Genomic DNA, 20,319 nt, shown 5'->3' on the forward strand with positions numbered 1-20,319 from the left:
GGCGCTGAAAGCCCTGTACAAGGCCGTGGCTATGAGCCCTGGACCTGAGGAGCCCGATTTCTTAAGCTCAAGGGCGTGGCGGACCGCCATGGAAAGATCCACCCGTCATGGAAAGATCCACGGATGTGTACGGCTTTTTTTAGAAATGACGCGAAGCCTTTTATAAGCCCTTTCTTTTGCAAAAGACCTTCGCCGTATCGCGAAGTCAGCACCACAGGCAGATCCGGCCGAAGTTCCCAAACGGCTTCGGCCAGTTTTTCGACTGTGAGCTTAGGCATGGTGAGGTCAGTGATAAGAAGGTCCGTGTGGAAAACGTTTTCTTTCAGGTACTTCAGAGCTTCTTCCGCATCGGAAAAACCTTTGACGGTATAGCCAAGGTTTTCCAAAAGGTTTTTGGTCAAGTGAACCAACATGACCGCATCGTCCACCACCACGAGGCGTTCCGTGCCGCGCATGAGCGTCCCCACGGTTCTGTCCGTACTGCAGACGGCTCGATCCTGTGGTGATGCAGGAAGAAAAACGCGAAAAAGGCTTCCCAGCCCGGGGCGGCTTTCTACGTTGATGGTACGTCCTAGGCTACGAACGATGCCGTGCACCACCGAAAGGCCTAGACCGGTGCCTTCGCCTACTTCTTTGGTGGTGAAGTATGGTTCAGAAATTCGCTCCATGACCTCGGGGCTCATGCCGTGCCCCGTATCCCTTACCGACAAAATCACATGATCTCCTGGTTCCAACCCCAAAGTCTTTTCTTCACCGTGTTTGTCCAGCCGCACGTTTTCAGCCTTAAGTTCAGCGTGCCTCCATGGTCCTTCATGGCATGAAAAGCGTTGGTGCACAGGTTCATAATCATCTGCTGCATTTGCGTTGGATCCGCCATGACCGTGGGAACAAAATCGGCGTAGTGCTCCCGAACCTCAATGGTAAATGGCAAGGTCGATCGAAGCATTTTGACCGTCTCACGCATCCGGGAACTCATGGCTCGAGCCGGAATGTTAACTCGGTCGCATTGCAGAAGAATTTTATGCGGCTCTTCATCAAAGGCGTACATGACCGTGCGTTCTCCACGGCCGGCCGCTTCCTTGGCAAACGCCATGGCCAGAGTGCTTTTGCCCACTCCTGTAGGACCGACAATGGACGTGGTGGTGCATCGCTGAAGACCTTCACCAAGCAGCTGGTCCAGTTCCGGAATACGGCAGGACAGCATCTCCGCTGAGCGTTCCACACTCATCTCCCCGGTTCGTACTTTGGGATAAACTACGACACCCCGGGGAGTGATTTCGAATTCATGGCTGCCATGTCGGAACCGGGAACCTCGAAACTTGGTCACTTGAATAGTGCGAAGATCTTTGGACAAATGGAGACGAATGATCCCGTCGCAGAGAAACTGCAGGTCCTCGTCGGGTGTCTCCGGACTGGATTGCGACGAAAACAGAACCGTGGCTCCTTGTTCCACAAGAAACGGATGAAGGACAAGGATTGTTTCCAAAACATGAAAGGGTCACTGGAGAGATACCGAAACTGAGTCATGGAATCGATAAAAACCCGTCCAGGCTTGATTTATTGCACGGTTTCCACGATGCGCTGTGTGGTTCCCGCTCCACTTCAGCTGGAGCGAAGATGTCGTAAGACTCAATCTTGCCAAAGAATTCCGGTCCCGGACTCAAGTCCAGTATGTGGACACGAGAAAAATCAAAGCCCATGGCGACCCCGATGCGGCGAATCTTTTCGGCGGGTTCGCTGAGGGTAATGAATAAAGAGGTTTCGGAGTCGATTTGCGGGGCTGTAAGAAAGTGGAGTCCAAAGGTTGTCTTCCCGGTGCCACGGCCCCCTCGAATGAGATAAGAAAAAGTGCTGACAAAACCCCCGTAAAGCACGGTGTCCGTGCCCGGGATGCCTGTGGAAATCCTTGAAGGGGTCTCAAAGTTCATCCTCTGCCCTTTCCTTACAGCGCGAACCAAACCCATGCTAGCTATCAGCGATTCTTATCTGTCCAGGCTTTTGCACAAACTGAAGACACCCTAAGGCGGATAGCTCCTTTCCATGTACCCCTCGAGCGCTGCGAACAGAGCCAAGAAACAAACGATGTGCGTGGCCCCTTGTTCAAAGAGACATGACAGAAGTGGCCGCGGATCTGTTTGGGCGCAGGTTGCGTTGGCTGCAGCCATGGGAAACGTGAAAAGAGGGGGAACGATAACCTTAAAGAGGTCTCGACTTAATGAGCAGAGACGGAAAGAGCATGCGATCATGCATGGCGTTGCAGGAGGTTGCAGAGACAACGTTCCTTTTGACTAAGCATTACCCACAGACTTCGCGCACACTCTTTGTAACAGCGGATTCAGGCTTTTCGAGCAGATTTTCCCGTCTGCTAGAACGCCAAAAGAAAGAGTAGGAGCTTGTCCGAGAAGCATTTCTTCCTGTGAGTGCAGGCGGTCCGCCCCCACAAATGACGAGCCGAAGGTCCGCGCTTTCAGAAACAGTTTCAGGTTTGAAGGGGCGAGGCGGCCTTGTCCCTCCATTGAAATGACATTAAAGACCTTGGTGTTTCGAGTACTCAGGCGCGCTCCTAGGCTTTTGTAGGGACGAGACGGACGTGGTTTCAGAACCCAGTGTCGGTAAAGCTGCGGGGAATTGTGGGGGCGGCGAGGCTATTGGAAGGCGTCAGTGTCGAAGGACTAGGGTCAAAGATGGATTGGTGCAGGGAGCCGTTACGGCGTCGAGCGCGGCAGTCCTCGGCATCAAAGGCCTGGCATGGAAGGGGTTTGATGGGATGAATGGAGCAAAAATGGTGTTTGGAACCCGGAGACTGAAAGAGAAAGGGGCAAAGCTGCTGGTTGTCCAAGCGCGTGCCTTCCAGAAGGGCTCGCCAATGGGAAGGGTAGGTCACGCCTGGAGGAGCAACAGCGGGCACACCGCCGATTTCACAGCATGTGCCGCACATGTGGCACCACTGGCCTGAAGGCACAGGATGCGGGCGACTGTCCGTTGAAAGAAGCAAAGAAGCAAAAGAGGGCAGCCGTGCCAAATCATGGCGTATTTCTAAAAAAGCTTCGGCGAATCGGGTCAGGTCTCTCAGGAGCAGCGGCTGCATTTCTGGACGGTCTTTGTCGATATAAAAGCGCATGCCGGTGACATGGGAAAAGATTGTCCCTTGAATCATTTCCGCTGGAAAGTAAGGGTCGAGAAGGGCTTGAGTGAGGGTAACCTTGTCGGCCGAAGCCCCGGGCCATTGAAGCAAACGATCCAGTGCCTGAAGAAGGCCTTTCGGGACACCGCTTTCCAAGCCCTGTGATGAAGTCTTCTGAGCGTAAAGAAGAGCAGCGCTGAAACCCGACGAATCTTTGCAGGCGGCAAAGCTTTGCCGGCGTATAGCCGCAAAATCCAAAAAGAGCTGTCGAAAAGAAGGTGGCATGGGGATCTCCGAAGCGCCTATCGCGCAAGTCAGCTAACCGAACCCTTTTTATCACACAAGCGCCCAAGGCACCAACCCTGCCTGCAGGCCTCTTCCCCAGACCCAAATCCTACAGGGGTGGCTCCCTATGTCCGCCCCGATCACCACCGCTTCGTATCCACCGGCCCCATATTTTTGGACCTCCCCAAACATGGTGGAGCCGCACCTATGGGGTCTCCCCGATCCCTATCAACCCGTATATGCAGCTCCGTATGTTCGAACAACCACTAAACATCGTAGGAACGGACCTATGTATCCGCCCGCAGATTATCGGGTCGCAGGGAATGGGACGGGGCGCATACACCGGTGCGCCCCCACAGCAAAAGGTTTTTCGCCCATCCGAACGACCCTTCCATAAACCTTGGTCATTGACGCCAATGCCCGCCTGTGGCAGCTTTCCTGCGAATGTTCCCAAGAAACAGGCATCATAAGGGAGGACAGAACCATGACGTTTCTGTGTGTGGACGAAAACGCCTTTTGCCCCGCGCCTAAGCAACGTCCTCAAGCATTCTACCGCAGGCTGCCTTCAATCATCTTGCTTGGAATTCTGGTTCTTGGAATTCTTGGGCGACCTTCGCACGCCTCTCAAAAGCCTTTGCGTGTGGGAATTCTTCCGGTCTTGGACACTCTGCCCCTTCAGATCGCTTTCACAGAAGGCTATTTTGCCAAACATGGTCTGAACGTTCAGCTGATCTCCTTTGACAGCGCTCTGGAACGGGATGCGGCCATGCAGGCCGGGCAACTGGAAGGTTATTTCGGGGATATGGTGAATACGGTGCTCATGGTACGCAGCGGGGTTCCCATGCGCATCGTCACCGTGGCTTACGCCAGTCGCCCTGGCCAAAGGCAGTTCGCGTTACTGGGACGACCAGGCTTGGAAGCAACGTCCTTGGACGCTCTTCCCTCCGGAACCGTCGGACTTTCCAATGCCACCATCATGGAATACCTTTTGGACCTCATGGAAGAACAGGGTCTTGTACCACGCGGCCGTTTGGAACGTCTGGAAGTGAAAAAGATTCCCGTCCGCATGCAGATGCTTCTTGGAGGCCGTCTCGATGCAGCCATTCTTCCCGAACCCTTGGTGACCCTTGCGGAATCGCAAGGGGCACGCGTTTATGTTACCGACGAAAATCTTCAGGTGACACTCACTGTCGTAGGCTTATTGGATCGACTTTTGACCGATGATACCCAAACGGGAGAAAAGTTTTTAAATGCTTACAGGGAGGCCCTCTCCGCTCTGGCTGCAAATCCCGAAAAATACCGCTCTCTCATGGTAGCTTCCTGCCGCATTCCAGAACAACTGGCAGCCACTTTCCAGATGCCCGTATTTCCAGAAGCGGGGTTACCGCCCTATGCGGACGTGGAACGGCTCGTGAGTTGGATGCGGGCTCGAGGCCTTGTCACGGAGGCTATAAAAGTTGCGGATCTCACGTGGAGTGGCAGGCCGTGAGCCACGGCGTGGTTTTGGAAGCCCGGAATTTGGTGAAGAGCTACCCTCATCGAGGCATGGTGCTGTCCGAGGTGTCCCTCCGTCTGGGAAGAGACGATACCTATGCCGTGGTGGGACCGTCCGGGTGCGGCAAGAGCACCTTGCTGTATTTGCTATGCGGCCTGACGCGTCCCGATGCGGGTACGGTCATGTATGAGGGACATCCGGTGGATCGCCCGAGGCGGGATATTGCCGTGGTGCTTCAAGATTATGGCCTTCTACCGTGGAAGACGGTCTGGGACAATGTGATTTTGGGCTTGACCATTCAGGGAGTGTCAAGGGCTGAACGAACTCGGCGTGCTTCGGTTTGGTTACAAATACTGGGCCTCAAAGGTCGGGAACGCTGTTTTCCGGCACAGCTTAGTGGCGGGGAACAACAGCGCGTGGCGTTGGCTCGTGCGCTTGCCGCGGAACCGGGAGTGTTGCTTCTGGATGAGCCTTTTTCCTCCCTGGATGCCATCACTCGAGAACGTTTGCAGCACACACTCTTGGACATGTGGCAAAGTGTGCGCGTTCCCTACGTCCTTGTGACGCATAGCGTGGATGAAGCGGTTTTTCTTGGGCGAAAGATTTGTGTCATGGCAGGAAATCCGGCTCGGTTCGTCACCGTCGTAGACAATCCCTATTTCGGGAATGCTCGGGGTCGAAAGAATCCGGCCTTTTACAGTCTGGTCCAGCAGGTTCGTGCCGCCTTGGATCACGCCGTGCCGGGAGATGGGGCTTCATGAAAAATGATGCTGACACTTTCCTGCCACGCCTTTTTCGTTTCGGTGCGGCTCTGGCTTTTCTGGCTTTGATCTGGTGGATTCTCGCCCAAGGGTATCGAGGAGGCCAGGTTCTTCCGGGACCGGGTAAGGCCGCTACGGCGTTCCTGCAGGCTCTGGTGACCAAAAGCTTTTGGGAACACTTTCATGCCAGCACACGGCGCGTGGTTTTCTCCATGCTTGCGGCTTGGAGCGTCGGGTTTCCCCTGGGAATCCTCATGGGTAGTCACAAGAAAGTGGATGCCTGGCTTGCTCCTCTGGTTTTCCTCACCTATCCCGTTCCCAAGATCGTCCTTCTTCCGGTGGTGCTGCTGCTTTTCGGGCTTGGGGATTTTTCCAAGGTTCTTCTCATTGCCTTGATTGTAGGTTACCAGGTGCTGGTGGCCGTGCGTGACGGTGTGGCCGGCCTTAATCCTAAGTACTTGGATTCCGTAAGAACGCTCGGGGCCGGCCCATGGTCTCTGTTTCGCCATGTGCTTCTTCCCGCCGCTTTGCCCCATGGTTTTACGGCTTTACGATTGGGAACAGGCACAGGCGTAGCCGTGTTGTTTTTCGTGGAATCCTTCGCCACATCCCGCGGCTTGGGATACCTCATCATGGATGCATGGGGACGCCTTGATTACGGGAATATGTTTGTGGGCATTTTGGGCATGAGCCTTCTCGGAGCGGCTCTATTTGAAACCATCGCCGCCCTGGAAAAGGTTTTGTGCCGCTGGCAAGCGGCCCGCCGCCGTGGATGAGGTGTGACCTCAAGGGCTCATGGAGTAAACGGAAACGTCATTGTAACAAGATTGTCACCAGAACTTCAGCGACCGAGGATGTCTACTTCTCCTTACACGGGGTTGGAAGAAATTATGTGTCGTTGGGATCCAAGTCCTGAGTCAGAAGGCTCAGGCCCAAGGGAAGAGTTTCTCCGAACAGCCAGCTTTCTTCTTCGGGCCGAAGCGAACTTTCCGGGTTGAGCAGCCGATCCCGATACACTTCCGCACCCGATCCCAAACCGTCCAGCCATCGTTCGATGCGCTTCAAGATCTCTTCTGAAAGATCCCGAGCACGATCCCCGGTTCTTCTGGCCAGATGAACCACCATTTGAGCCACAGATTCCGTCGCCGCAGGATGTGCCGTCAGAATGCGATCGATCCAGGTGGAAACCACCGCAGAAGGAAGGACTCGATCCACGGGCCCGTAGAAAGGTTTTCGAGCTCCCAGCCGTGTAAGCACCCATAGGTCCTGAGGTGTGGGGCGTCGCACCAGGACCCGTTCCAGTGCGGTTTTTCCAAGGGATTCTTTGACATTAGCAGGAAGACGTTCGAAAGTGGCCAAAGCCATCCAGACTTCGTTCATTTCCTGAGGAAAAAGACGGAGGCCTGACTTTTTCTTGGATTTTTTTCCGCTTTCTTCAGCGACCAGTAAGGGTAAAACCTGTTGAGCCATGTGCCATTGGCGCCCTGCAGAAAGGCCTCCGGCCACTCGTCTCCAAAAAATCCACCATTCCACGCGACACTGCACATGTCGGGGAAAACAAAGACCTTGCGGATAGATTTTCCAGACTTCCTGCATGCGCCATTCGTCGACGGGATCCCCGTAACCGGGCCGGAGACAATAGCCTAAAAGATTGAGCCAACGCGCCTCATGCTGGGCACTCAAGGCACGGCCCTCTCGGTATTCCAGAAGCCCATCGGCCAGAGTGCGAATCAGGCTTGTGGACCATTTGTGCCGAGGCATCTCCAGAAGGTCACACAGATCCTTGACGAGTTTTTCCGGAGAAACTTTGGAAGTGTCGGGCTGGGAAGCTTTTGAAAATGCGGCGGCTATTCTTTCCTTGGCCTTTTGGACGACGGCTTCATCGAGGGTTTCGGCGGGGGATCTCAGATCCGTTGGGGATTCCGGGCTCTGACGCCTTACATCAAAGCGCAATCGCCATTCGTGAGGTGTGTGCAGGGATCGACACCAGAGTTCCAAGGTGCCCACTTCGGTGAGCTTTATGGCGATACGCACCGGAAGCTTTTGCGCGGTACCGCTCTTGCCGAAACGCAGAGCTGTGCGAATAGGCGGAAGTTCTGTTACTTCCTCCGGGTTCAAGGTGACCAGATCGCCTTGAGCGTCACCCAGGCGGGTGTGGGAACTAAAAATCTGAAAACCAGCCGGTTGATTGGTGAGCACGGCAAAGGTGGGTTCTTGCAACACGCTCTCATAACCTTCTTCGGTGCCTCGAGGCAGAAGACACACGGCGTGATGGATCGAAGCCTCCTGCGTTTCACCGATGCCTTTGGGATCTTTGGATTCCACCAGCAGATAGTAGGCTCGAGGCGTTCCGGCCCCGACTCGGATCCCGGCTCCCGTTCGCACCAGACCGTAATAAGCCGCCCCGACCGCCACAGCCAGATCCGGTCTCGGATTTTCCAGTTCTTCCGGCATCCAGCCCGGAAAGGTTCGGTCTTGAAACCATCGGCCGAGGACTTCTCGAAGACGTTGTCGAATCTTTGCAGGGCTCAGAGCCCCTCCATTGAAGAGAATAAAATCCGGATAGGGATGCGCCCGTTCGGTCTCCTGGCGCAAAAGTTGTTCATGACGACGCCAAAAGAAGGCGAGATGTTTTGTGATGGCGGGATCCTGCACGTAGGGAAGGCCGAATTCGGTAAGGCCCGAGCGACGCCCTTCCTGAGGGTCTTCTTCATAAGGAGCCGATGGGAAAAAGCCTTCCAAGATCCACTGAAAGACCTCGTCTCGAGTCAGGGTGCCTTTCAAGGTTCCAGCAATGAGTTTGCCGCCCGTGCCCATCACGGTGACATCGAAACGATCCCTGTCGGCCTTTTCTGAAAGAAGGGTTTCCTTGGCCTGTCGGCATCCGTGGCAGAGCTGATGCCAGCGCTGTGCGTCCAATTTCCCGGGAGCACCCAAAAGGGCTATTTCCAAACGCCGAGCTAAGGTCAGATCCATATTGTCACCGCCCAGCATCAGGTGCTCGCCGACGGCAAGACGGTCGAAACGAAGGCCGCTTCGACCCGCTCGCACGGCGATGGCCGTAAAGTCCGTGGTGCCTCCGCCTACGTCACAGACCAACACCAATTGCTGCGGTTTAACCCGACGTTCCCAGGAATCTTCATGGGCAGCCAGCCACGCGTAAAAAGCGGCTAGAGGTTCTTCGAGAAGCACCACCTTTTTGAGGCCCGCTTGAAGAGCGGCTTCGACGGTCAGTTCCCGGGCCACTTCATCAAAGGAAGCGGGCACGGTGAGAATGACCAGCTGTTCTTCGAGAAGGTTTTCCTCATCATCTGGGCCTCGAGCCATTTCGTGGTTCCAGGCTTCTCGAAGGTGTTGAAGATACCGTGCCGACGCCTCCACGGGAGACACTCGAGGAATATCACGGCCGGCTCCCCATGGCAAAATGGGGGCTTGCCGATCCACGGCGGCGTGACACAGCCAGGATTTGGCGGACGAGACCAATCGGCCGGGAACCAGAGCGCCCTGTTCCCGAGCAAATTCCCCCACGGCGTAGGATCGGGACGGATCCCAGGGGAGAGCCGTGGCTCCGGCCGGAAGGTCATAGGGACCCGGAAGGTACAAAAACGAAGGAAGCAAAGGACGCTTGGCCGTTTCGCCGGGAGCCACCAATTGAGGCACCGAAAAGACGCGAATGGCCGAAGAAAGTTTCACCTGGCCAGCCCGGGCACAATCCACATAAGCCATGGCCGAATTGGTGGTGCCCAGGTCAATGCCTACGATGTATCGAGACGAAGAATGTTCGGATATCATGAGGAATGATTGGACTCTCGCAGGTTAAACTGAAGTTTCCAACGACGTTTCGGATCATCCCGGTGCACACACCACAGTTCCAGCACGCCGGTTTCCGTATAGGCGGCTTCCAGCTTCACAGGGACGACAGTGCCGCCTTCTTCTGTTTCTGTAGGCTGCAGAGCGGTCTCCATGGTGATGACTTCGGTGATTTCTCCCGCCCAGTCTTCCACCACTTCACCGAGAGCATCTTCCTTACGTGTCGTGGAAGCCAGCAAAGGAAACACGGCCGGTTCCCCTACCACAAGACCGAAATCCCGGTCTTCCAGGGTAAGCGTGCTTCCTTCTTCCAGCCCGAAAGGAATGACACATAAGGCCTTGACCGGTGTGGGGATCCCCGGGACCGCCGGCATAGCCGATTCAATGCCGATGTAATAGGTTCGAGAAGCACCGGCTCGAATACGTAAGCCTCGCCCTCGACGCACCTGTCCATAGGCCGCCGCACCCTTGGCGACCGCCAGATCCAGATCTTCCGCGGGAAGTTCTCGAGGTGGTGCGTCTGGATACCATAGCCCGAGAATGTGCAGGAGTCGCTCGCGCACAAGGGGAGGCTTCATGACACCCCCGTTAAAGAGCACATGGGTGGGAGCTTGGGATCGGCTTGTGTCATGCCCATGAAGATGTTGCGAAAGAAAAGCCGCTAAATGGCGTGTGACTGCAGGGTCTGTTTCGTAGGGCAGTCCCATTTCCCGCACGCCTACCTTGACGGCAGGTTTTGGCACAGCGTTCCGTTTGCATTCCGGGAAAAAGCCTTCCAGAAGAATGTGTTCCAGTTCTTCCCGTGTCAGTTCCGTGCGTAGGGTGCCTCCGATAAGCGAGGTGCCTCGTCCCAGAACCGTGAGGGGCACACTGTCCAAGGCCGGTTTGCTCAGAAGTTTTTCCTTGGCCTGACGACACTGATGCCAAAGTCCTCGAAACTGCCAGGCATCCAGCTTCATGCCGGATGCCGCCAGCTTGGCTCGCACTCCATGAGCCAAGGCCAGATCCATGTTGTCACCGCCCAAAAGCAAATGATTCCCGACGGCGATTCGCCGAAGTCCCAAAGCACCGTCTTCGTCGATGACTTCAATAAGGCTGAAATCGGTGGTGCCGCCTCCTATATCGCACACGAGAATCACATCGCCCACGCGAAGAAGGTCCCTCCAGGTGTCGGCATGAGCCGCCAGCCAGGCGTAAACGGCCGCCTGGGGTTCTTCCAAAAGAGTAAGGTGTTCCAGACCGGCAGCACGAGCGGCCTGCACCGTGAGTTCTCGAGCGACGGCATCAAACGAGGCCGGAACGGTCAGGTAAACATCCTGATTTTCCAGAAGAAACGCGGAACTGTTCCGAGCCTTTAGATGGTTCCAAGCCTCTTTGAGGTGCCTGAGATAAAGTGTGGAAGCTTCCACGGGGGACACCTTGCGCACATCTTGAGGACTATCCCATGGAAGAATAGGAGCCGTGCGGTCTACCCCGGCATGACAGAGCCAAGATTTTGCCGAAGATACCAGACGATTGGGGATTTCCGAACCCCGTTCGCGAGCGAATTGCCCCACAACCCAGCCGGGATCTTCCGACCAGGGTAACGCCAAGCTACCTGAAGCCACATCGTGAGGGCCGGGCAAAAACAAAAAGGACGGCAAAAGCGGCCGAGGTTTGACCTCTCCGGGAGCTACTACCTGAGGAATAGGAGCGATTTGAATGTCCGAAGCGCCGCCGGAAGCAGCATCTTCTGCCGTCCAAGCCATGACCGAATGGGTGGTGCCTAGATCGATCCCCACAACATAAGGCGAGTGCAACAAAACAAGCCTCCTTAAGATTCTTCCAGAATTTCCACTTCCGCTGGGGCTACGATGCGTTCTTTGCCAAGTTGGGCTGTCAAGCGAGGCAGTTGCACGGATCGAACACGCCAGCCGCGATGACGTAGCACACCACGGAACGGAGGATCCCCCGAAACATGACCCGTCAGCCGAATAGCCGCCGGATCAAATCCTGAAGGAACCGTGACCATGGCCCCTTCTTCCTGTAACATGACAGCTTCCAACTCCACACACTCCCATAAGGCCGTCTTACAGGCTTCGTGAATGCTTCGGACTGCGGCTCCGATCTGAGCATCTTGGTATTGACTGAGATCTTCCTGAAGAAAATCGATGAAGCGTCCTTGTCTTTGCAACACAGAAAGCATTTGCACAGCACCCACCGTCTTGGGATCCATGTCTTGCGGAAGCACTTCCGAATCTTTGGGTTCTTGAGAAGACACCGTCACCTTGACGGAATGGGCCTGGGTAGAAGCTGCTTGGACGGCTTCGTCCACAGCTCGGCGTCCCAAAGCCTGCACCACGATCCAGAGAAACAGGGTCCCCAAGAATCCCAATCCGAAAAGGATCCAAGGTGCATAAAGTTGTGTTTGGTGGATCAGGGTTTCTAATCGACTCAAGGCTGTTGCCAATTCAGTGGGCAGCATGCCTGCTTGGTTTCCTTGGAACGGTTGAAGGCAGGTGAGAAAGCTTTGAAGCCCTTGACGCATCATCCAGAAAAAGGCGGCAAGCACCACGCCTTGAAAAAGCACACAGGCGATAAGGGTCTGCAAGGTTAATTTGGATTTTGGCTGCATGAGTCTCCTCCACGCTCTTATGGATGTCCACTTCAGCCCATGCCGAGGCAAGCAAGCAAGCTTACAGAAAGTTCCTTGCCGAAACAAGGGATCCAAAGGCTTTGTCACAAGATGTGTCGAAGAATGAAGAAATAGACGGTGCTGCACCCCACAAGGACTGCACTGGGACCGGCTACCAAACGCAGAACCTTGGTAAGTGAGGTCCCGAAATATTCGTTGGAAAGCAGCAGACACAGGTGAAGAGGTGACAAAAGAACTCCCACGAAGCCGCTTACCAGTCCAAGCATCATGTACCCCAAAATGGCATGGCCTTCTCCAAAACTATGCACCAAGGAAATGAGAATGGGGAAAGTGGTGCCCACAAACGCGATGGTGATGCCCACGACCATGCCAACAAGAAAAGGAAGAATCATGGTGATAGGCATGAGAGGGATTTTCATGGCCAGAAGTTCTGAACTGATAGCTTGCACGGCTTGGGCATCATCCAAAATGCCTTTGAAAACCAGAATGGCACCGACCATATAAAACATGTCCCAAAGCTGGCGGCGTTTGAGGATCCGCAGGCGCTCCGAGGTCGCAAGTCCCCCCGTGCGCCACACCCAGAAGATGCTGAAAGCCAGCGCTAGCATCAGGCCCAGTTCTTTGGCGATGGACACCGTGGACGGCAGGATCACGGAAAGGACGAACCCCAAGCCAAGGCCACCTGCGATAGCCATGGCGATAGGGGTCAATTCCCGAAGAAAAGGTTGAAGAGGAGGGCGATTTTTCGCATGATTTTCAGGCTCGGCGGCACGGGGATTTTTCAAGGGATTTTCGGCGAAAGAAAGAGGCAGATAGCCTGCGGCCACAGCCACAACGGTCATGGGAAAAAGGGCTGAAACAAAGACCCACAGATCCAAGCCGGCCATGGTGGTGGTCAGAAGTACACCAGGATACAGAGGCCACCAGTATTCCCAAATGTGGCGAAACCAATAGTTGATGTAACTCAGCTGATCTCCAGTGAATCGAAAGGCTTGTCCCAGAGTCTTGACCATGGGAGCGGAAAAGATCGCGCCTCCCGGCATGGGTAAAAGACCGATGAGCGATGGAAAAACGACCAGATTCAACCTCGGGGCTCGTACTAAACCCTGAAAGCTCGCCAGAAGACGCTCCATTTGACCGACGGCTTCCAGACTGTGGCTGAGCACTAGAATGAGAGAAACGATGGCTGCCAGAGAAAGGGTTTTGGCATGGGTAAAAGATCGAAACACCGAAACCGCCACTTCCAGCGGACCCATGGCGAACAGAAATCCCAAGGTAACGGAACCGAAAAAGAAGGCGTGGCCCAAAGGCACCTTCTTCCGAATGGCGATAAGCATGCCCACAAACACCATGAGCACCCGCACAAGGGCGGGAACGTGATCCAGCATGAAAAATGCCTCCTGTTAAGCTGTCGATAGTCCGTTACAGAGTACTTCAAACAAGAGTTCCCCATAAGCCATTGAAGTTATTTATATCGTTTTGGACAGGTCACGCCTTCAAACGGGTCCAGAGGATACGCACCAAAGGTTCCGTATCCGACCCAAAATCCATGCGGATGCGAAGGAACAAGGCCCGCTCTGCCAAGGCAGGAGGCATGCGCACAGCATCCTTTTCCGTAGTGACAACCCAGCGGGCTCCCGTGGTCTGAAGCTTCCGCCTGAGAGCCCGCACGTCTTCCAATGTCCACCGATGATGATCCGGAAAGGCCATAGAGGCTCGGCACGTGATACCCAGATGCCGAAGCATGTTAAAGAATCGTTCCGGTCTGGCAATTCCGGCAACAGCCAGGCACGGCTCTTCCAAAACCTTAAGTCTTGCGGGTTCATTTTTAAAGCTCGCACACTTTCCGTCGAACCCTTCCCCGTGGGTGGCCCTTTCGCTCAGAAGCTCGCGGGAAAGCGGCTTTTTCCCCGGGACCGTGTCTGAAAGAGAGCCCGTTCCTGGAAGCTCGGGCGTCCCGCCCGCATACATGGCGGGTCGAAAGTCTTTGCTTCCAATAAAGTCATCGCCGGCCTTCGATGTCGGACAGGCGGCGATCCCTAACGGTTCCATGGTTGCGGCATGATAAAACCCTTCGGGTTCCAGTCGAGCCCGGAAAATGGGGATTTCGGCCGAGACATACCCACGAATAAGATTGACTGCTTGCCGTTCATTCCGGGTTTCCCCCACCAAAACGATGGCATGAGCCCGAACCAGGTGTTCCGGAGGTTCTCGAAGCGGTCCTGCAGGTAACAGTTTTCCGTTACCCAAGGGTCGAGCGGCGTCCAGCAACACGAAATCGAGATCGCGATGGAGCTGAAGATGCTGAAATCCGTCATCCAAGACGATGATGTCGGGGTGATCGTGATCCACTGCATGGCTTCCGGACTTGGCGCGATCTGAGCCGACCCAGACCGAAACGTGGGGAAGGGTACGGGCCAAGAGCACGGGTTCGTCGCCGTAACGTCCGGCAAGTTCATGCGTAGGTGCGTCCAGTTGAACCTTGACCGTTTCAGATCCTGAGCGACCGTAGCCTCGGCTGAGAATGGTTACGGTCAAGCCCCGATGGGCGAGATGGCGGGCAATCCACAGCACAGCCGGGGTTTTTCCCGTGCCCCCAACGGTCAAGTTCCCGATGCTCACCACGGGGCAGGGAAGGCTTTGGCATTGACGACGCCGTGCCGTTTGATCGAAGCGAAGCCCTGCCAAATAAAGTTTTTCCAGAGGCCTTAACAGCCTGGCGGCGATTCGACGACCCAAATCGTCTGTGGTTCCATACCACAGCCACTCGAACACCCTATGTGCCACCATTCCCATGCCGTGCCCTTTCCAGCTTGACAAAACGCCTTTCCTTTTACCCAATTGCCTTAGCAGGAACAAGCACGCTGAGCCTGAGGCATAATCTGGACCACATGATTTAAAACCTTACAGTGGTGCCTTGGGGCATGCTTAGGCCTTGTTGGGGTGTCAGGGAGCCATCGACGGCAACAGACACGGAGGGGACATCATGGGGGAATTACTGTTTCTGGAACGCTTGGCATGGATGGACGCTCAGATTCGAGCCGGAAAATTCCCAAATGCTCGAAAGATGGCCGAAAAGTTTGAGATTTCTCAGAAAACCGCCCAGCGAACCATTGACTGGATACGGGACCGATTCGGTGCTCCTTTGGAATATGTCCCCCACAAAAAGGGATACCGCTACGAGGAAGATTTTGCTTTGCCGGTAACAGGGCTCACCTCGGTGGAACTCACCAACCTGTTGGCCATTCAAAAGCTCCTGGAAGACGCTTCCCATGGGGCTCTGGGCAAGGAACTCGCCAAGATCGTCGGCAAGGTTCAGAAAGTTCTTGCCGAACGTTTTTTCAACAGTGTTGACCCTCGAAAAGCCTTTTCCCTTCGTTGGACCAACGTGGCTCCCTGTGACGAAGAAACGTTCCAAAGTGTTCTCAAGGCCGTGATTCTACGCCGCCGTCTGATCTTTGACTACACCTCCCCGTATGGGAACGAAAAAACAACGCGGACCGTGGAACCCCATCACATGGTGAATTATCAGGGCACCTGGCACATTCTTGCCTGGTGCCTTCTCCGTGAAGACTGGAGGGATTTTGTCCTGGCGCGCATGCAACGTTGTGTGGTCTCCGTGGAGAGCTTTGTGCCAAGGGATTTCCGAGAGTGGCAGGAGCGGCTGGAGACAAGTTTCGGCATTTTTCGAGGTCGTGAGCGCTTCCATGTCACGTTGCGATTCGACGTGTCCTTGGCTCGATGGGCTAGGGATCAATACTGGCATCAAGATCAATCCGTAAAGATTCTGGATACTGGCGAGGTGGAAGTCACCTTTCCCGCCACCCATGAAACAGAAGTTTTGGCCGAAAGCCTGCGCTACGGATCCCATGTGGAGCTCGTGGCTCCTTCGTGGTTTCGCAAAAAACTACGGAACGAGCTTCGGGCCATGCTGAATATTTACAGTCAGGATAAGGATACCTGAGCGTATTGTGAGCCTCGACCCTGGGAACCTGCCCGAGAACCTGCAGAACCAATGTCGTCAATGCAGTTTCAAAGTAAGGGTGAAGCACCGCCTCGCCCCCAAAAAACCTAAAACAGTGTCCTTTTTCGGTACGGTAGGCCCTAGGCCCGCCATTCGAGCGGCTGGCATGCCCCGCCCCCAGGGAGAAATCATTTCTCAGATACGCTTCTAGCCTTTGGGATTGTCGGAGGGCACTGAATGCCGGCGTCTTGAGGTGGACTCCCTCCCTTGCTTCGAACGGCCTTCTAAGGTAAAAAAATGTAACTTTTCCTGAATAAACTGAAACATGCAACTTCCGAGGAAGGCCCTTGTTGGGCTAAGAGGTGCCAGAGTAATGGGAATGAGTGTCGCCCTTTACAGGAAACTAGAACGGATCGGTCCGGATCTTCGGGACGCACTTTTAACTCTCTTTGAGGAAGTGGAGCGCAACCGTGAAGAATCTGTGACCAAGCGAGAATTCAACGAACTCAAAGAAATCGTGCGAGATTTGGCCGAGGCTCAGCTTAAAACGGAAGCGCGATTGGAAGGTCTGACACTTAGGGTTGACCAGTTAGCTGCAGCCCAGAGGCGTACGGAAGAACGCCTGGAAGAGCTGGCCGCAGCTCAGAAAAAGACGGAAGAGCGTCTGGACAGCCTAGCGCTTAAGGTTGAGGAGCTGGCTGAGGCGCAGAAACGTACGGAAGCCCGTGTCGAAGAGTTAGCCGCAGCGCAAAAGCGCACGGAAGAACGCCTGGAAGAGTTAGCCGCCGCGCAGAAGCGTACGGAACAACGCCTGGAAGAGCTGGCCGCAGCTCAGAAAAAGACGGAAGAGCGTCTGGACAGCCTAGCGCTTAAGGTTGAGGAGCTGGCTGAGGCGCAGAGGCGTACGGAAGCCCGGGTCGAAGAGTTGGCCGCAGCGCAAAAGCGTACCGAAGAGCGCCTGGAGGAGCTGGCCGCCGCGCAGAAGCGTACCGAAGAACGCCTGGAAGAGCTGGCCGCAGCGCAGAAGCGCACCGAAGAACGCCTGGAAGAGCTGGCCGAAGCTCAAAAACAAACGGAGAAGGAAGTGGCCTCTTTGGCCCGTGGACTCAAGGCCACCCGGGAGCAAGTCGGTGGGTTGGCCCGCAGCATGGCCTATGCTCTCGAAAACGAAGCTTATCGAAAACTTCCGGCCCACTTGGCAACCTTTCACGGCATTGTGGTCCAGGACCGTATCGTTCGAGCCGACGTCGCCGATGAAGAAATCAACTTTTTTGCTCGTGCTCGAAAAAACGGAAAACCCGTGATTCTCATCGGGGAATCGGTGCTTCGCCTAGATGATGCTTCCAAGCTGAAAAGCCTTCAAGCGAAGTTGGAAAAGGTGAGCGCCTTGATGCCGGAAGAGCTCATCCCCCTGGTCGTGACCCATTACGCCAAACCAAAGGTCTTGGAAAAGGCTCGTGAAGCCGGTATGCTAGTTATTCAAAGCTTTGAATGGGATTGATATTGTCAGATAAGAGGAATGGGTGGAAAGGACTCCCGTGGAGCCCCTTTCCAGCCTGCCCACAGTCGCTGGGAATCATGAAGAGGAGCATGCTATGCTTTGGCCCCACCCCTACCAGATGGCCTTGATGGGATTTTTGTTCAGCGAAATCCAAAAAACCGACCTCTCGGATTATACGAAGCATCTGGAAACCTATGTGTCTAAACTGGAGCGGGAACTGGACAAGGTGCGGGAGCAAAACGAGGAACTTCGTCGACAGCTGAGCAAAGCCTTGCGTGAAAAAGATGAGATCCAAAGAGCGTTTGAAATCTACGTAAGGCTTCAAAAAGTCAAGAAACAATGCCCAAACCGGGAGACGCCTTCGGACGCAACAGCTCCGAGCAGCCCGACCGACACCCAGCTCCTGGAAAGTGTAGAATGGATGGAAAAAAGACGCCGGTTTCAAGAAGACATGGAACGAATGTTTCTGTTTTTGTCGAAGTTTTTCGGTGCCGAGCAAAATCCCTTCCTCACGTCCCGTGGCATGGCTTACCGAGAAAAAGTCCTTTTATTCATTCGGTACCTTGCCAAACAAATGCATGAAATCCTCTAACAGCGCTTTAGGGCACGAAATCGTTCGAGCCCACTAACGTTTTACAGTTCAAAGATCTGCTCCCGAGCTGGCGCTCCCCCGCCGTTCTAACTTCCCCAAATAGGAAACACATGATGCACGTGTTTTCTGCCCGGATCCCTGCCGATGATGGGTTTCAAGAAAAGATTTTTTGGGCGTCAATACTCGGACACTCTTTGGGGGACCAGTCTTGTTATAAACGGCCATCACGATCTCCGCCGGGGCGACAAACCTACGGCACGAAAAAGGAGGAAACGATCATGGCCAGAGTCTCAGAATTTATTCCTAAATCATTGTCGCTGGGGAACATCATTCAGCACGCCTCCCTGGGAATGCTTCCCATCAGGGACGGCGAAGCGGTCCATGAGTTCGCTGCGGTAGTACTCTTGGACGAGGCGTTGGAACAGGGATGGGCCGAAATCACAGAAACCGATGAAGCCGGTCAAGTTCCTTTCCTTCGCATCAAAAACCGTGGTCAAGCTCCGATCCTGGTCCTTGACGGTGAGGAGCTCAAGGGAGGGAAGCAGAACCGTATTGTCAATGCCTCCATTCTGGTGCTTGCAGGCATGACCCTCACCATGCCGGTTTCGTGCATGGAAGCTGGACGGTGGCGGGCCAAGCGCAAGGATTTCGAAGCCGCCAAAGCCGTTTTTCCTGCAATGTCTCGCCGTCGTCATAAGGAAAGTGTCACGGTGTCCTTAAGACATAACAGGGGCTATTTTAGTGATCAGCATGCCGTGTGGGATGAGGTTGCCTGTCGGCTGACGGAAGCGGGAGCCCGATCGGCAACACAGGACTTTCAAGAAGCCCGTAACCGTGCCGATGGGCTTATGGAAGAGTACGTGGAAAAACTAAAACCCGAGTCGAATCAAGTGGGAGCCATCTTTTTCGGACCGCAAGGGCTTCTCGGTGGAGAACTCCTGGGATCCGAGAATCTCTTTCAAAAGGCTTTCCCCAAGATTCTGAAAAGCTTTGCCTTCGAGGTGCTCTATAGGCCGCCGAATCCCCCTTCGGCTTTCGAAAAGGCTGCTGATTGGTGGCGCGGCGTGCTGCACAGTTCGGCAATGATTTTTCCATCTCCCGGTGCCGGAAACGATCTTCGCGTGGATTCGGCGGAGTTTATCGGATCCGGGTTGGTATGGTCGGAAAGGCTGCTTCACTTTTCATGTTTTCCCGGTGACTCGAACCAAAAGGATTGTCTCCTGGAACGGACGACACGGCGAGCTTCGGTTTCCGAGCGAAAACGACGCATGGGCCAAAGGAACCGCAATGGTGGGTCTTGACATTGAAAGCGGCCCGCGGTCATAGTGATTGACAGTGTTTTTCGCGAGGTTCGCCCGTCCAAGGGCGAACCTCCACAAGGGAGCTGCAGAGGGGACGGGGGACAGAGGAGGTTGGATTCGTGTTCAGTGCCGAGGAAGTGCTCAAGATGGCCGTTCGCATTGAAAAGAACGGCGAAAACTATTACCGCGACGCAGCGCGGATGCAAAAGGATCCTCTATTGCGAAAAATTCTTCTGGATCTCGCAGAAGATGAAGCCCGCCATGGAGTGTGGTTCGAGAATTTGAGGGAACGTCTCGGCAAGCCTGAAGGGGAAGAACTGTGGGTGCGAGAGATAAGCGGTGATCTTTTGCAATCCATGATCGGAGATCAGAGCTTCAGTCTGAAGGAAGTGGATCCGGCGCATTTGGACAGTGTGGCAAAGATTCTAGAGACGGCCCTGGAATTTGAAAAGGACACTATCCTCTTTTACGATATGCTCACGGGATTCATGGACGAAGGGGAGAGTGCTCGAGCCCTGCAGGAAATTATCGAGGAAGAAAAACTTCATGTGGAAATCCTGGAAGCACGCCTGGAGGCTCTGACCCTTCGCAGCAAGGTAACATCCTCCGCATGAGTTTTGAAGCAACCGCCGTCGGTCCGCAGCCCATAGCCGGTAGGGGCAGCCCCGTGTGTCCGCGGACGAAAAAGGGCCCCCAGGATAGTCTTGACATTTGGTGAAAATTCCGTGGGGGCGGACCGATGTGTCCGCTCCTGAAGGCACCTGCAACTGGGGCGAATCCGAGGAGCAGACGTCGGTGCGCCCCTAAGATCCCGTTTTTCGGATCGATGCCGACCAAGCCGGCCGCAACCC

General features: G+C 54.8%; 17 protein-coding genes. 8 read left to right on the plus strand and 9 right to left on the minus strand.

All coding sequences use genetic code 11. The features are described 5' to 3' along the window. Positions 1–29: 29 nt before the first annotated feature. The 4 genes from WHS46_07750 to WHS46_07765 form a co-directional block, all read right to left on the minus strand. The gene (locus tag WHS46_07750) at positions 30–716 is read right to left on the minus strand and encodes an ATP-binding protein (GenBank protein ID MEJ5348568.1); all 687 of its coding nucleotides are present in this window, start codon (positions 714–716) and stop codon (positions 30–32) included. Further along, positions 713–1,486: an ATPase domain-containing protein gene (locus WHS46_07755; GenBank protein ID MEJ5348569.1), complete on the minus strand. Its 774-nt coding sequence runs from the start codon at positions 1,484–1,486 to the stop codon at positions 713–715. The genes WHS46_07750 and WHS46_07755 overlap by 4 nt, the downstream gene beginning before the upstream one ends. Before the next feature lie 37 nt (positions 1,487–1,523). Then, positions 1,524–1,928, minus strand: coding sequence for an ATPase domain-containing protein (locus tag WHS46_07760; GenBank protein ID MEJ5348570.1), 405 nt, complete (start codon positions 1,926–1,928; stop codon positions 1,524–1,526). Between the two features lie 668 nt (positions 1,929–2,596). Beyond that, on the minus strand, positions 2,597–3,409 hold the full coding sequence (locus tag WHS46_07765) for a hypothetical protein (protein ID MEJ5348571.1): 813 nt from the start codon (positions 3,407–3,409) through the stop codon (positions 2,597–2,599). A 484-nt stretch (positions 3,410–3,893) separates the two neighbouring features. On the opposite strand from WHS46_07765, the gene WHS46_07770 reads away from it, so the two are divergent. The 3 genes from WHS46_07770 to WHS46_07780 are packed head-to-tail and all read left to right on the plus strand — an operon-like array spanning position 3,894 to position 6,441. Continuing rightward, complete coding sequence (locus WHS46_07770; protein ID MEJ5348572.1) at positions 3,894–4,898, plus strand: ABC transporter substrate-binding protein; 1,005 nt, start codon at positions 3,894–3,896, stop codon at positions 4,896–4,898. Further along, complete coding sequence (locus WHS46_07775) at positions 4,895–5,665, plus strand: ATP-binding cassette domain-containing protein (GenBank protein MEJ5348573.1); 771 nt, start codon at positions 4,895–4,897, stop codon at positions 5,663–5,665. Before WHS46_07770 ends, WHS46_07775 begins: the two co-directional genes overlap by 4 nt. After that, positions 5,662–6,441 (plus strand): ABC transporter permease, encoded by a 780-nt coding sequence (locus tag WHS46_07780; GenBank protein ID MEJ5348574.1) that lies wholly within the window; start codon positions 5,662–5,664, stop codon positions 6,439–6,441. The genes WHS46_07775 and WHS46_07780 overlap by 4 nt, the downstream gene beginning before the upstream one ends. Before the next feature lie 112 nt (positions 6,442–6,553). Here the strand turns inward: WHS46_07780 and WHS46_07785 are convergent, their stop codons facing one another. From WHS46_07785 to lpxK, 5 genes are all read right to left on the minus strand, one after another. Next, positions 6,554–9,457, minus strand: a complete 2,904-nt coding sequence (locus tag WHS46_07785) for an Hsp70 family protein (GenBank protein MEJ5348575.1) — start codon at positions 9,455–9,457, stop codon at positions 6,554–6,556. Next, a complete protein-coding gene (locus tag WHS46_07790) occupies positions 9,454–11,277 on the minus strand; it encodes an Hsp70 family protein (GenBank protein ID MEJ5348576.1) in 1,824 nt (607 codons plus the stop codon). The genes WHS46_07785 and WHS46_07790 overlap by 4 nt, the downstream gene beginning before the upstream one ends. Positions 11,278–11,288: 11 nt before the next feature. After that, positions 11,289–12,089, minus strand: a complete 801-nt coding sequence (locus tag WHS46_07795) for a DUF2760 domain-containing protein (GenBank protein MEJ5348577.1) — start codon at positions 12,087–12,089, stop codon at positions 11,289–11,291. Positions 12,090–12,193: 104 nt separating this feature from the next. Continuing rightward, entirely contained in the window at positions 12,194–13,498 is a 1,305-nt protein-coding gene (locus WHS46_07800; GenBank protein ID MEJ5348578.1) for a DUF401 family protein, read from the minus strand. A gap of 100 nt (positions 13,499–13,598) precedes the next feature. Then, positions 13,599–14,906, minus strand: a complete 1,308-nt coding sequence (gene lpxK, locus WHS46_07805; GenBank protein ID MEJ5348579.1) for a tetraacyldisaccharide 4'-kinase — start codon at positions 14,904–14,906, stop codon at positions 13,599–13,601. A 190-nt stretch (positions 14,907–15,096) separates the two neighbouring features. Between lpxK and WHS46_07810 the strand changes: the two genes are divergently transcribed. From WHS46_07810 to WHS46_07830, 5 genes are all read left to right on the plus strand, one after another. Continuing rightward, positions 15,097–16,074, plus strand: a complete 978-nt coding sequence (locus tag WHS46_07810) for a WYL domain-containing protein (GenBank protein ID MEJ5348580.1) — start codon at positions 15,097–15,099, stop codon at positions 16,072–16,074. A 373-nt stretch (positions 16,075–16,447) separates the two neighbouring features. After that, on the plus strand, positions 16,448–17,575 hold the full coding sequence (locus WHS46_07815) for a hypothetical protein (GenBank protein ID MEJ5348581.1): 1,128 nt from the start codon (positions 16,448–16,450) through the stop codon (positions 17,573–17,575). A gap of 94 nt (positions 17,576–17,669) precedes the next feature. After that, entirely contained in the window at positions 17,670–18,167 is a 498-nt protein-coding gene (locus tag WHS46_07820; protein ID MEJ5348582.1) for a hypothetical protein, read from the plus strand. 278 nt (positions 18,168–18,445) lie between these two features. Then, on the plus strand, positions 18,446–19,468 hold the full coding sequence (locus tag WHS46_07825) for a DUF6569 family protein (protein MEJ5348583.1): 1,023 nt from the start codon (positions 18,446–18,448) through the stop codon (positions 19,466–19,468). 119 nt (positions 19,469–19,587) lie between these two features. Beyond that, a complete protein-coding gene (locus tag WHS46_07830; protein ID MEJ5348584.1) occupies positions 19,588–20,082 on the plus strand; it encodes a ferritin family protein in 495 nt (164 codons plus the stop codon). Positions 20,083–20,319 lie beyond the last annotated feature (237 nt).

Origin of the sequence: Desulfosoma sp. (assembly GCA_037481875.1) — a bacterium.
Classification (GTDB): Bacteria; Desulfobacterota; Syntrophobacteria; order Syntrophobacterales; family DSM-9756; genus Desulfosoma.